This is a genomic window from Paenibacillus woosongensis (genome assembly GCF_030122845.1).
Taxonomy (GTDB): Bacteria; Bacillota; Bacilli; order Paenibacillales; family Paenibacillaceae; genus Fontibacillus; species Fontibacillus woosongensis_A.
The window spans coordinates 3,548,811-3,563,086 of sequence record NZ_CP126084.1 but is presented as its reverse complement, the minus strand read 5'-3'; the positions used below and the strand labels follow the sequence as shown (position 1 = coordinate 3,563,086).

The following is a 14,276-nucleotide window of genomic DNA, read 5'->3' as shown; positions in this document are numbered from 1 at the left end:
CAAGTCGAGGAGAAGCTATTTAAGAATAAGAGGAGTGGGTCAGCGTGCCATCAGTTATATTGCAACGCAGTCGTAAAAAACGGCTGGAACAGGGGCATCCTTGGATTTACAGCAATGAAATCGAGAAAGTAGAGGGCGGGCCGCAGCCGGGCGGCCTAGTATCCGTGCTGGATTGGAGGGGCAAGTTCCTGGCAACGGGCTACTACAATCCCGATTCGCAAATTACGGTTCGTGTCATATCCTATCAACCGCTTGAAGCGATGGACACCGCCTTCTTCATCCAGCGTTTCGAACAGTGTCTTGCGCACCGCAACAGATTTCTGCAGGAGGATGCCTACCGGCTTGTCTATGGAGAGGCTGATTTCTTGCCGGGACTGATCGTGGACCGGTTTGGCGATGTTCTTGTCGTACAGCTGCTCACACTGGGGATGGATCGCTGCCGAGACAGCATTGTTGAAGCTTTGGCAGCTGTGCTTCAGCCGGCGGGCATCTATGAGCGCAGCGACGTATCCGTCCGCGCCCTGGAAGGTCTTGAGGAGGTCAAGGGTCCGCTGTACGGTGATCCGCCGCGGCATGTGACCGTGACGGAGAATGGCCTATTGATCCAAGTCGATATCTGGCAGGGTCAGAAGACGGGGTATTTCTTTGATCAGCGCGAGAACCGCGCTTCCATCGAACCGCTGATGACAGGTTGGGGAGAAAGGAGCGGGGTTACACTGCAGCAGCTTCCCGCGGACGGCGGCGGATTCCGCATGGCTCCGGTCAACCGGAAGGGCAAGGAGGTTGTTTTTCCCTATTGGGATGGAGCCACCGTGCTGGAATGCTTCTCTCATACCGGCAGCTTTACGCTTCATGCATGCAAGTACGGCGCTAAGAAGGTAACCTGCCTCGATATTTCCGAGCACGCGATCCAAAGCGCCCGGGAGAACGTCAGGCTGAACGGCTTTGAAGAACGGGTGGAGTTCGTCGTGGCGGATGCTTTCGAGTATTTGCGCAGCCAGGTCAAGGGGCAGGACGAACGGCGTCTGCGCGCTGCCGATACCGGCAAGGTAGACACCTCTCAGCCAATGACGGCCGGCGGTGGCCGTACCTGGGACGTCGTCATACTCGATCCGCCGGCTTTTGCCAAGACGAAAGGGGCGGTCAAAGGGGCGTGCAGAGGGTACAAGGACATTAATTTGCATGGCCTGAAGCTGGTGAACGAGGGCGGTTACCTGGTTACTGCCAGCTGTTCCTACCATATGAAGCCGGAGCTGTTCCTGCAGACGATTCAGGAAGCCGCGATGGATGCGGGCAAGGTACTCAGGCTGATCGAATGGCGGGCGGCCGGGAAAGACCATCCGCAAATTTTAGGCGTTAATGAAGGGCACTATTTGAAGTTTGCGATCTTTGAGGTGCGGAGCAAGACGTTCTAACATATCCAGAATGGTAAATAACGGGGAATGGCAATGGCTGCACTAGAAGACTTCTGATTTTTTCAGAAGTCTTGTTGTATTTTGCGCGTTTACTAGTTTACAATTACAGAACATACATTCTTGTTTGCGGCTTAATCGCTAAGATCTGTATGCTATAATGTAAATTAACAACTTTACCGTGACAAGAAGCCGCGACAGCATTGCTTCTTGCTTTGATATAAAATTTAGGTTACGGCAGTTTTGCTGTTAGGAGGAGCATCATGTCACTTCAATTGATCATCGGCCGTTCAGGAAGCGGCAAGAGCAGCTTGATTCTGGAGCGGATTACCTCGATGCTAAGAGCCGACCCGGCGGGTCCGCCGATTATTTTGATCGCCCCGGAACAGGGGACGTTCCAGATTGAACGGGCTATCGTCCAGTCGGAGCAATTATATGGTACCGTCAGAGCCCAGGTTCTCGGCTTTCACCGTCTGGCTCTGCGGGTTATGCAGGAAACGGGCGGATCGGCGCTTATACCGATCAGCGAAGAGGGCAAGAAGATGCTTCTTTACAAAATTATGCGCAGGCACCGCAAAGAGCTGAAGCTATACAAGCAGTCGGGCGATCAGCTTGGTGTAATTGACCGGATCAATGCGCTGTACAGCGAGCTGAAGAAACATGATGCCGATTTCTCGGCATTGGACAAATATGGGGAAGTCCTCGAAAGGTCCGTTGGCGAATCGCCGCTCCTGAAGGATAAGCTGCATGATCTCAGCATGATCTATCGCGAATTTGACCAGGAATTATCCAAACTCTACATAGATGCCGAGGATCATGTCGTCAAGCTTGCCGAGGGTGCTCCGAATTCCTCCTATCTTCGCGGGGCCGACATTTGGATCGACGGGTTCCAGTCTTTTACCCCCCAGGAGTACAAAGCCATAGGCGCGCTCATGTCGGCGGCCTCCTCGATGACCGTATCGCTGACGTTGGACCGTCCTTATGATGACGGAGTTATGCCGCATGAGCTGAATCTGTTCCATTCCACGGCGGTAACTTACATGAAGCTTCGCGAGCTTGCAGAGGAATGTGGAGTGGAGGTTAAGCCGGCGGAGGTTCTCGGCACACGTCCGTTTCCACGCTTTAAAGGCAATGGGATATTATCGCATTTGGAGTTTGCCTATGAACACCGGACCCCGTGGAAGGGTGCGGCACCGCCGGAGGATTTATCGGCCGCATTGTCTCTGCAAGCGGCGGGCAGCCGGCGCGCGGAAATTGAAGGAGCCGCGCGGGCGATGGTTGCCCTGGCCAGGGAGCAGGGGGCTAGATGGCGAGACATGGCTCTGCTTGTTAGAAATTTGGAGGATTACGACCATCTCGTCGGCCCGTTATTCGAGGAATACGGCATCCCCTATTTCTTCGACCAGAAGCGGAGCGTCCTCTATCATCCCATGGTAGAGCTGATTCGTGGCGCCTTGGACGTTGTATTGAAATTTTGGAAATACGAGGATGTATTCCGCTGCGTCAAGAGTGAATTTCTGCTGCCGCTGGACGGCAGCTTGACGCGCAGCGATATGGACCGGCTCGAGAACTATGCGTTGGCGAGTGGAATTCACGGCTACCGCTGGAACGATGGCCGACCCTGGAAGAGCACGCCCAGCCTGTCATTGGAAGGCCCTGAGCGTCCGGCCGAGCAAGCGGAGAGCGAGTCCATGCGCTTGCTGGAGCGCTGCCGCGAGGCGATTGTAACGCCTTTATCCGCTTTCGAGACGAGATTGAAGCGGAGCCGCAATACCCGTGAAATGTGCACGGCGATCTACAGGCTGCTCGAAGATACCGAGGCTGCCCATCGTCTGGACAAGCTGGCGCATGAGGCCCATCGTCAGGGAAGGCCGCAGGAGGCAATGGAACATCGCCAGCTATGGAGCGCCGTCCTGGACCTCCTCGATCAAATCGTAGAAATGATGGGAGAAGAGCAGCTTAGCTTGGATATATTCGCTGGAATTATGGAGACAGGGCTGCAGGATCTCAAGCTGTCTCTTGTTCCGCCATCCCTGGATCAGGTATTGATCGGGAGCACGGATCGTACGCGTTCAAGCCATGTTAAGCATCTATTTCTGCTTGGAATCAATGAAGGCATCATGCCTGCCAGCCTCCAGGAAGAAGGCGTGCTCAGCGATCAGGAGCGGACACGGCTCTCCGAGATCGGCATCGGGCTTGCCCCTGGCCTGACAAGAAGACTCCTTGATGAGCGCTTCCTTATTTACGAGGCCTTGTCGGCGGCGAGCCGCTCGCTGTGGCTAAGCTATCCGCTGGCTGACGAAGACGGCAAGGCCCTTCTGCCTTCCGAGGTTATCCGGCATGTGAAGACGATTTTTCCGAGTCTGCAGGAACGCTTCCTGGCAGAAGCTCCGGCCGCAGGCGATCCCGAGGAACGGCAGCTTGAATATGTGAGCCGGCCGGCGCCAACATTGTCCCGGTTAATCGATCAGCTGCGGCTATGGAGAAACGGCGAGCCGATCTCTCCGGTATGGTGGAACGTTCTGGGCTGGTATAAGACCCGCCCGGAATGGGATGGCAAAGTTGCTCGCCTGCTTGGATCACTGGAATACCGCAACAAGGTACGGGGGCTGTCTGCCGCGACGAGCCGGCGATTATACGGCAAGCGTCTTCGGACTAGCGTGTCCCGGATGGAGAAGTTTTCGGCATGTCCGTTTTCACATTTCGCCTCTCACGGTTTGAAGCTGAAGGAACGGCAAATTTACCGGCTGAAGGCGCCGGATATCGGCCAACTGTTCCATGCGGCGCTAAGCTCGATGGCGCTTACGTTCAAGGAGCAGAATCGCAGCTGGGGCAGTCTTTCCCCCGAACAATGTCTGAAAGAGGCGGAGGACGCGGTCGACCGGATTGCGCCAAAGCTGCAGGGTGAAATCCTGCTGAGCTCGAAGCGTTATGGGTACATTACCCGCAAGCTTAAGAATATCGTGGGCCGTGCCTCTATCATTCTCGGAGAGCATTCCAGAAGAGGCAGCTTCGAGCCGATCGGCCTGGAGCTGGATTTCGGTCCCGGACAAACCCTTCCCCCGCTGACCTTCGAGCTTCCAAACGGATGCGTCATGGAAATCGTTGGACGGATCGACCGGGTCGACGTCGCGGAGGGAGAGCAAGGGCTGCTGCTGAGAGTTATCGATTACAAGTCAAGCCAGACGGATCTGAAGCTTCACGAGGTGTATTACGGCTTGTCGCTGCAAATGCTCACCTATCTTGAGGTGCTGCTTGCGTCCAGCGAATCGTGGCTTGGGGAAAGGGCAATGCCCGCCGGCACGCTGTACTTTCATGTCCATAACCCGCTTCTGCAGAGCAGCAACGGCATGAGCCCGGAGCAAGCTGAACAGGAGATGCTGAAACGATTCAAAATGAAGGGACTGCTGCTTGCGGATAGGGATGTCATTTCCAAGATGGACAGCGTTTTGGATAAGGGGTATTCCGATATTCTTCCGGTCGCCGTCAAAGCTGACGGGGGCTTCTACAGCAGCGCTTCTGTCGCTACGGAAGAGCAATGGCACAAGCTGCTTCGATCGGCCAAGCGGACCATAACGGAAATCGGAACGAGAATTACGGAAGGAGACGTCCGAATCACTCCTTATCGGTTGGGCACCGAGACGGCATGCACGCACTGCGCCTTTAAACCGGTCTGCCGTTTTGATGAAACAGTGGAGGACGTTTCTTATCAGGTGCTGAGCAAGCCCGGCAAGGATAAGCTGTGGGAGCTGTTCGAGCAAAATGACAGAGAGGAGGGGCAAAGATGAGCATACCGAAGCCGCCGGGCAGCTACTGGAGCGACGATCAATGGAAAGCGATATCGCTGTCCGGAAGCAATATGCTGATCGCCGCAGCGGCCGGCTCGGGCAAAACGGCAGTGCTGGTGGAACGCATCATCCGAAAGCTGTGCAGCACGGATCAGCCGCTTAGCGTGGACCGCCTGCTTGTTGCGACTTTTACTAAAGCGGCCGCTACGGAAATGAGGCAGCGCATCAGGGAGGCGCTAGAGAAGGAGCTGTCCCGGAATCCTGCGAATGAGCATCTGGGGCGGCAGCTTGCCATGCTGGGACGTGCTTCGATTACGACCCTTCACTCTTTTTGCATGGAAGTGATCCAGCGCTATTATACGTTGATCCCGCTTGACCCCGGATTCCGCATCGCATCGGAAAGCGAGACCGCCCTGCTTCGCCAGGAAGTGCTCGAGGAGCTGTTTGAGGAGAAATATGCGCTCGAGCGGGAGGGCAGCCCATTTTTGCGTCTGGTGGACTGGTTTGGCGGAGAACGCAGCGACGATGCTGTTTTTTTCCTGGTGCAGAAATTGTACGATTTCTCGCGGAGCCATCCGTGGCCGGACTTTTGGCTGCGGCAGGCCGCAGAGGCCTTTGCCGCTCCTAGCGTGGAGGCTTTGGAGAAAAGCTTGTGGGTCAGCAGCATACTGAGCGATGCGAAGCTGACCCTCGAAGGAGCTGGGGAGCTGCTGCGGCAGGCCGAGGCGATCGCATTGTCCCCTGGCGGACCGCAGCCTTACGCTGCCACTCTGGAAGAGGACATCGCGATGGTCGAGCTGATGCTGGCTTACGTTCATGAAGGGCAGTGGTCTTTGCTGCATGGGAAATTCGATGCCATCGCGTTTGGCAAGCTGAAGCCGTGCAAGAAGGATCAGACCGATCCGACACTGCAGGAGCGGGTCAAAACGCTCCGCGAGGAAGCAAAGAAGACACTCATAGAGCTGCGCACGCAGCTGTTCGGCCGCTCGCCCGAGGCGTTTCTGGACGAGATGAACCAGATGGCTCCGCTGATGGCCGAGCTGTCTTCTTTCGTCATGGAATTCGCCGAGCGGTACCGCAAGGAGAAAACGGCCAAAGGCTGGCTCGACTTCTCTGACCTTGAGCATTACTGCCTGCAAATTCTGCGCCATCCGGATTCAACATGGGATAAGGTCGTACCCTCCGCTGCCGCGCTAGAATATCAGCAGCAATTCGAAGAGGTGCTCCTTGACGAATATCAGGATACGAATACGGTGCAGGAGGATATCGTCCGGTTGATTTCCCGGCAGGAGCCGGGCAACCGCTTTATGGTCGGCGACGTGAAGCAGAGCATATACAGGTTCAGGCTGGCTGAGCCTGGACTATTCCTGCAGAAGTACCGGAGCTATGGCGGGGATGCGTCGGCGGAAGGGCTTAGAATTGACCTTGCCCGCAATTTCCGCAGCCGGCGGGAAGTGATCGATGCTGTCAACTATGTCTTCCGGCAAGTCATGAATGAGACTGTTGCGGAAATTGCATATGATTCCCGTTCGGAGCTTGTGTATGGGGAAGGCTACCCTGACAATGACGGGGAGGACTACCGCCCCGAGCTGCTACTGATCGACCGGAGCGGCGATGCGGCCGCGGAGGGTGAAACTCCGGCAGCGGAGGGCGAGTCAGACGGAGCGAGAATCGACGAGGAGCTTGCTGATTTGGAGGCGGTTCGTCTGGAGGCCCGGGCCATTGCGGCCAAAATACGGGAGATGCGGCAGAAGCCTCTGCGCATTTACGATAAACACCTGAAGGGCTTGCGTCCCGTGGAATACCGGGACATGGTCATTTTGCTCCGCTCTACATTGACCTGGGCTCCCGCTATGATGGAGGAGCTTCGGATGGAAGGCATCCCGGCCTATGGAGAAGTGAGCCAGGGGTATTTCGACGCCTCTGAGGTCGAAACGATGATGTCCCTGCTCCAGGTCATTGATAACCCGATGCAGGATATTCCGCTGGCCGCCGTCCTTCGTTCGCCGCTCTGCAATTTGTCCGAGGAGGAGCTGGCTGAAATACGTCTTGCTGCTCCAAAAGGCAATTTCTATGAGGCTGTGCAGGCTTATATTGGCCCGGAAGAGACGGATATGGCAGGGGTGGTGGCTACTGCTGAAATTTCGGCAGAGGCAGGGGCGGAGGCTGCGTCATGGGCTTCGGCTGAAGCTTCGACAGCTGCTATGGCAGAGGCTGCGGAAGAGACGATGGCAGAGATCAGGAATAGCGGGCTGCTGGCGCCAGAAGTCTTGGCTGATGAACCTAAAGGTCCACTTGCAGCTGCATCCTCAGCAGAAAAGGGCGGCGAAGCTGGAACGGCGCCGGGCGAGCTTTGGACCGCAGAGCACTCGGCAGCTCAGGCCGGAGTAAAGCACGCTACGTTAAGGGACAGGCTAATCGTCTATACGGGGCAGCTCGAAGCTTGGCGGAATAAAGCCAGGGAGGGTGAACTTGGCGACCTGATTAGGGACATTTACCGGCAAACCGGATTTTTGGACTGGGTCGGCGGTTTGCCGGGAGGAGCTCAGCGGCAGGGGAACCTGCGGGCCCTTCTTGACCGGGCTAGACAATTCGAGAAATCCTCAGCCGCGCGCGGCCTGTTCAGGTTTTTAAGATATATTACGAGGCTGCGGGAGAACGGCGGTGACCTTGGCGCGGCGGCTTCTGCCGGAGAACAGGAGGATGCCGTCCGGATTATGACCATCCACAAAAGCAAGGGGCTGGAGTTCCCGGTCGTCTTTGTGGCGGGCTTGTCCAAAATGTTCAATCGGCAGGATTTGAATACGCCGTTCCTGATGCATAAGGAAATGGGCTACGGGCCTAAATTCGTCGATGAGAATACGCGGGTGAGCTATCCCACGCTTCCGAATCTGGCGATTCGCCGCCGGGCGCAGCTGGAGCTGCTGGCCGAGGAAATACGAGTGTTGTACGTGGCGCTGACCAGGCCTAAAGACAAACTCATTCTGATTTCCTCGGTCAAAGATTTGGCCAAATCGGTGGAGTCATGGGGAGGTATTCTGGCGAACGGCACCGAGCAGCTTCCTGATTATTTGATTGCCCGGGGGCGCAGTTACCTGGATTGGATCGGGCCTTCCTTAATCCGCCACCCGGCTGCGGCGCAGCTTCGCGATTTCGCCGGGTTACCGGAGCCTGCTGCGGACTATGGACAGGGAAGCGGTCCTGACTGGGTGATCGGCTTCATTGCCGCCGAGCAGTTTGTGACTGCCTTTGCACAAGCGGCAGCGGCCAAAGCTTGGGCGCCGGAGGAGAAGGCTATGCTGCAGGCCCTGATAGCCGGCGGTCCCGTACCCGTCCGCCCGTCGGAGGATACGAGGTTCGAAGATGCCGTGAAGGCAAGGCTGGACTGGCACTACCCTTACGAAATGGCCGGCCGGATTTCGGCCAAGACATCAGTTACCGAAATGAAGACGCTTTTGGCCATGCAGGAGGAGCCGCCGATGGATTGGCTCGCCGTAGAGGAAGCGCGCATGGAGCGGCGGAACGTTCTTGAAGAGAAGGCCGAATACAAGCTGCATTTGCGCCGTCCGAAGTTTATGGAGGAGAAGCGGATGACGCCGACCGAACGGGGAACGGCGTATCATATGCTCATGCAGCATCTTCCTTTTGACCAGAAGGCGGACGAAGAGACGGTTCGCCGGACGCTGCAGCAGCTTGTGGAGCTGCAGATCATGTCCCGGGAGCAGAGCGCGGAAATGGATACTGCGCGGGTTGCCGGATTTTTGCAAAGCCCGCTGGGCGCTTTACTTCGCCAGGCTGATTGGATTCGGCGGGAGATGCCGTTTAGCTACGGCCTGTCTGTGGAGGAAGCTTACCCGCGGTTCGCTTCGGCTACAGCGGGCGTCGCAGATGAGGCTGAAGCGGACGGGAAACGGCTGGCGATTAAGGAACTGGCCGGAGAGACCGTGCTGATTCAAGGGATTATCGACTGCTTGTTTGCTGTCGGGGATAAGCTGTACTTGCTGGATTATAAAAGCGACCGGGTGCTGGAGCACCAGGGAGGCGTGCCTGCGCTGGCGGAAACCTATCGTTTCCAGCTTGAGCTGTACGCCAAAGCGATTGAACAGATCATGGGCCGCAAGGTCGATGAGAAATGGCTGTACTTTTTCGATCATGGGGAAGCGGTCAAATTGCAGGAATCATCGCAGTAGTTTCAATTTGGAGGGGGAACAGGAAATGCGCATTTTGCATACGGGAGATTGGCATCTGGGACGGACGCTGGAGGGGAGAAGCCGTTTTAGGGAACAGGAGATGTTTATGGATGAGCTTATCCAGCTTACCCGCGATCAGCAGGTCGATATGATATTAATGGCCGGTGACGTATACGACAGCGTCAACCCGCCTGCGGCTGCCGAGGGGTTGTTCTACGATGCCGCGGCCCGTCTGAATGACAACGGCTGCCAGCTTGTCGTTATCGCCGGGAATCATGACCAGCCCGAGCGCATTTCTGCCGTTTCTCCGCTTGTCGCACAGCGCGGCATTACGCTGGTGGGTCTGCCCAGTTCCCGAAGCGTGATCGTGGACGTGCCGCGTACGAAAGAACGGGCGGTCATCGCGGCCCTGCCTTACCCCTCGGAAGCGAGATTATCCGAATTGCTGGCCGAGGACGGGGACGAACGGGAGCTGCGCTCGGCCTACAGCGCCAAGGTCGGCAAGCTAATGCGGCAGCTGGCCCAGGAATTTCGGCCAGACACTGTGAATTTGGCCATGAGCCATATCTATGTGCTGGGCGGAGTAGAATCGGACTCCGAGCGGCCGATCCAAGTCGGCGGCGCGTACACGGTAGACCCTTCGGTTCTGGATGTGGGAGCACAGTATACGGCGCTGGGGCATTTGCACCGCCCCCAGCTTGTCAAGGGCAGCGGGCTGATCCGGTACAGCGGCTCCCCGCTTGCCTACAGCTTCTCGGAGGCCGGGCAGGCGAAATCGGTGATGCTGCTGGATACAGCTCCTGGTGAGATTCCGAAAATGGAAGAACTGTTTCTCAGCAGCGGGCGCCCGCTGGTGCGCTGGACATGCCGCGGCGGCCTGGAAGAGGCTCATCGCTGGCTTGATGAGGGGCGGGACAACAACGCCTTCATCGACCTTGAGATCAGCCTGACCGAAGCGATGTCGATGAGCGATATCCAGACGCTCCGCAAGGCTCATGAGGGAATTGTACATATCCGCCCGGTGTATCCGGGACGGTCCGAGGAGACGGCGGCTGCCTCGCGCGCCCAGATGCCGGTTCACGAGCTGTTCCGCAAATTTTACCAGCGGCAAAGCGGCGGAGCGGAGCCGGAAGAGGAGCTGGTGGAGCTGTTTATGTCGCTGGTGGCTGAAGATGAAGCTGCCGGCATCGAAGAGGAGGAGGAAGTATGAAGCCGATCTCGCTGAAGTTATCGGGCCTGCAGAGCTATCGAAGCATGCAGGAAATTGATTTCACAGCGCTATGCGACACCGGGCTGTTTGGCATTTTCGGTCCGACCGGCAGCGGCAAATCTACGATTCTCGATGCCATCACACTGGCGATGTATGGCAAAGTCGGCCGAGCTTCCGGGGGAACACAGGGGATTATGAACCATTCGGAGGATTCGCTGTTTGTAGCTTTCACCTTCGAGCTGATGTCGGCAAAAGGCGAGGAGCGCTACCGGGTAGAGCGCCGCTTCAAGCGCCAAGGTGATATTTCGGTCAGCAACACAGTTAGCCGCTTCATTGAAATATCGCCCGAGGGCGAGAAGGTCGTGGCGGATAAGCTGGCCGAGGTCACGCGCTGCGTCGAAGAGAAAATCGGCCTCAAAATGGATGATTTTACCCGTGCAGTCGTTCTTCCTCAGGGCAAGTTCGCCGAATTTCTCTCCTTGAAGGGGGCGGAGCGCAGAGCGATGCTGCAGCGCCTGTTCCATCTGGAGAAATACGGCGACCTGCTGGCCCAGAAATTGAGCCGCAAGGTGAAGGAGAACGATCAAGCGCTCAAAGAGCTCGCTGCAGAGCAGCAGGGGCTCGGCGACGCGTCGGAAGCAGCGCTGCGCGAGGCCGAGGCTGCGCTCAAAGCGGCTGCGGCGCTAGCGGAGACGCGCCGGCGCGAGCTCGATCACGCGCAGCAGCGCAGCGACCAGCTCGCGAAGGTGCGCGAGCTGAGCCTCGAGCGCAGCGCGCGTGCCGCGCAGCTTGCCGCTTTGCGCGAGCGGGACGGCGCCGTCGCCGAGCTGGAAGCGCGGCTCGCGGCCGCGGCTGCTGCCGAGCGGATCAGGCCGGCGCTCGCGGCCTGGCAAGAAGCGCAGCAGCTCGCCGCTGCGCGTGCCGCCGCGGCTGCCGAAGCTCGCGAGGCGGCGGAGGCCGCGGCGGCACGCGCCCGCGCCGCGACGGAGGCCGCAGAGACGGCTGCGGCCGAGCTCGGGCGAGAGGAGCCGGCGCTGCTGCTGCGGCTGGACCAGCTCGAGCAGGCGAAGGTGCTGCAGGCGGAGTGCGAGCAGCTGCTTGCGGAGGCGAGGGGCCTTGCGGCCCAGCGCGAGCAGGCAAGCGCGCAGCACCGGCAGCTCGGCGAAGAGCTGCTTAAGCAGGAGCAACTGCTGGTCAAAGCGCAGCAGCGCAAGCAGGAGCTGGAGGAGCAGCTCAAGAGCAACGAAGTGAAAGCCTCCGAGCGGCGCAGCCTGCAGGACGCGATATCCCGGCAGCAGGGGATCTACAGTGCCCGCGAAGCGTTGAGCAAGGCGGAGGCGGAGGAGAACAAGCAGCTTGCGAAGGCGAGGGAAGCCAGCGACCGCTTGGAGGCGCTGGCTCAGGAGGAAGCCGGATTGGTACGTGAGCGTTTGGCTCTGTCGGAGAAGGCCTGGGAAGCCGGGTCGAGGCTGGCGGGGCTTGCTGCCGAGGCTGCCGGGCTGGCCGAGCGGATCGAGCGCTATGAAGCGACTTTGAAGCGCACCGCGAAAGAGCGGGATGAGCACCAATGGTCATTGCGCTTGGCCGAAGCCTTAAGCCAAGGCTGTCCATGCCCGGTATGCGGCTCGACAGAGCATCCGTCTCCGGTTGCTCCTAAGCTGGAGGAGCAGGGCTCGCTGAACAGCGAGTCGGAGCTGGAGCAGGCTGGCGTGTTGCTGGTACAAGCCCGTGATTTACGCTATGCGACATCGAGGGATTCCGATGCTTTGGGCAGCTTGGCCAGCACGCTGGAGGCAGTTCTCGAAGAGGATTCGTCTGCTGCGATTGCATGCCGCGAAGCAGCCGCGTCTCAAGCCGCAGCCTTTCCGGCACCCTCGCTGCATGCTGATGGCTCTGATTTTGCCGGCGAATTAGAGGATGATCTGTCCGGGAAAGCGCAGACGATAGCTGTACTAGCACAGCGATATGAGGAATTGAAGAGCGGGCAGGCCGAATGGCGCGAGGGATTCGCAGCTTTGGAACGCGGCGTCAAGACCTTGACTCATAAGCTGGCCGAAATTCAGACGAAGCGGGCTTCCGCGGCAGCGGAGGCGGCTTCAATATCTCAACTGGCTGAGCAGTCCCAGGGGAATAGCCGCGAGTGCCGCGAAGCGCTGGCTAGGCTCATGAAGGAATGGGAGCTGGAGCATCCGGGCTTGTCGCCGGAGGAGGCGGTCATCCGCATGGAGCAGCTTCATGAGCGGGATCAGGCTGCGGAAGATATCAAACAGCGGCTGTCTCTAAGCATTCCTTTTATTGAAGAGAAAACAGCGAATATTACCCAGCTGCAAAAAGACATCGCCGAGCTTGACAAGTCGCTGCTGCAATGGGAGCTTCAGGAGCAGGGCAAACAGGAGTTGCTTCGTGACAAAAAGATGCGTCTGACGGCATGGATCGGTGAGGAATCGGCAGATGAGCTGCTGCAGAGTACCCGCCAGCGAATCGACTGGCTGCGGGCGCAGGCCGAGGCGGGCAAACGCCGCCAAGCGGAAGCCGAGACGGAGCGCCAGCGCTGCAGCCAGGCGGATGTACTCGCGCAGCAGGCCGCCACGGACGCCCGGCAGCAGGAAGTGAGGCTGCTGAAGCAGTGGCAGGCTGAGCTTAAGGTTTCCCCGTTCGATAGCGAGCAGCAAGTTGCTGAAGCTATTATGGATAAGGAGCAGATGAGCTCCATGGAGGAGCAAATCCAATCCCACCGGGATGCCGAACGCGAGCTGTTGATTAGCCTCAAGGAGCTCGAGGTTAAGCTGGAAGGCCGGATGGTGACTGAGGCGGAGTGGCAGGAATGCTGCGAAGCACTGCGGCATGCGAAGGAGCAGGATGAGGCTGCTTTGCAGCTGAAGGCGAGGTCGCAGCGTGATCTGGAGGACCTCGGACAACGGCATGTCCGCTGGCAGGAGCTCGAGAAAGTCCGCCTGAAGCGGGAGCATGAAGCGGGTCTGCTGGCCAAGCTGCAGTCCTCCCTGCGCGGAAATGCGTTTGTGGAATACGTAGCGGAGGAGCAGTTGATGAACGTCAGCCAAGCGGCATCGCAGAGGCTGAGGTTCCTGACGAATCAGAGATATGCGCTGGAATGCGATTCCGGCGGAGGTTTTGTCATTTGCGACGATGCGAACGGCGGGGTGAAACGTCCGGTAGCTACTCTTTCCGGCGGGGAGACGTTTCTCACTTCCTTGGCGCTCGCTCTGGCTTTATCGGCGCAGATTCAGCTCCGCGGCCAATACCCGCTGCAGTTCTTTTTCCTGGACGAAGGCTTCGGCACGCTGGACCCTGAGCTGCTGGATACGGTGATTACCTCACTGGAGCATCTCCATCACGATCATTTATCCGTTGGGATTATAAGCCACGTGGCCGAGCTTCGGGCAAGATTAGCCCGCAAGCTGATCGTCATCCCGGCGGAAAGCGGCGGGGAGGGCTCACGGGTAATGCTCGAGAGATTGTAAGGGCTGTGAACAAGGGCTCCCTCGGGCGATACGCCCGAAATCCTCGAGGTTATAAATAGACCGATATTTTTTGCGACCGTGATGCATATCACAGATACAGCTTCACCCGGCTGTTATACTACAGTTAGCCGACATCATTTTGCAAGCACCCCGCCGGACGTATTGGTGACAGAGATTATTTTAATTTGGGTCCA

Annotated in this window: 5 protein-coding genes; all 5 read left to right on the top strand. The window is 58.1% G+C overall.

Annotation, left to right across the window (positions count from 1 at the left end):
* Positions 1-44 precede the first annotated feature (44 nt).
* The 5 genes from QNH46_RS16450 (at position 45) to QNH46_RS16430 (ending at position 14,082) form a co-directional block, all read left to right on the top strand.
* Positions 45-1,415: a class I SAM-dependent rRNA methyltransferase gene (locus QNH46_RS16450; RefSeq protein ID WP_283925222.1), complete on the top strand. Its 1,371-nt coding sequence runs from the start codon at positions 45-47 to the stop codon at positions 1,413-1,415.
* Between the two features lie 260 nt (positions 1,416-1,675).
* The gene (gene addB / locus QNH46_RS16445) at positions 1,676-5,200 is read left to right on the top strand and encodes a helicase-exonuclease AddAB subunit AddB (protein ID WP_283925221.1); all 3,525 of its coding nucleotides are present in this window, start codon (positions 1,676-1,678) and stop codon (positions 5,198-5,200) included.
* Entirely contained in the window at positions 5,197-9,390 is a 4,194-nt protein-coding gene (addA, locus tag QNH46_RS16440) for a helicase-exonuclease AddAB subunit AddA (RefSeq protein WP_283925220.1), read from the top strand. Before addB ends, addA begins: the two co-directional genes overlap by 4 nt.
* A gap of 25 nt (positions 9,391-9,415) precedes the next feature.
* The gene (locus QNH46_RS16435; RefSeq protein ID WP_283925219.1) at positions 9,416-10,600 is read left to right on the top strand and encodes an exonuclease SbcCD subunit D; all 1,185 of its coding nucleotides are present in this window, start codon (positions 9,416-9,418) and stop codon (positions 10,598-10,600) included.
* The gene (locus tag QNH46_RS16430; RefSeq protein WP_283925218.1) at positions 10,597-14,082 is read left to right on the top strand and encodes an AAA family ATPase; all 3,486 of its coding nucleotides are present in this window, start codon (positions 10,597-10,599) and stop codon (positions 14,080-14,082) included. Before QNH46_RS16435 ends, QNH46_RS16430 begins: the two co-directional genes overlap by 4 nt.
* Positions 14,083-14,276 lie beyond the last annotated feature (194 nt).

Bases quoted from the DNA above. Each gene is read 5' to 3' on its own strand.
- addB (WP_283925221.1), top strand. From the start codon at position 1,676: ATGTCACTTCAATTGATCATCGGCCGTTCAGGAAGCGGCAAGAGCAGC.
- addA (WP_283925220.1), top strand. From the start codon at position 5,197: ATGAGCATACCGAAGCCGCCGGGCAGCTACTGGAGCGACGATCAATGG.
- QNH46_RS16435 (WP_283925219.1), top strand. From the start codon at position 9,416: ATGCGCATTTTGCATACGGGAGATTGGCATCTGGGACGGACGCTGGAG.
- QNH46_RS16430 (WP_283925218.1), top strand. From the start codon at position 10,597: ATGAAGCCGATCTCGCTGAAGTTATCGGGCCTGCAGAGCTATCGAAGC.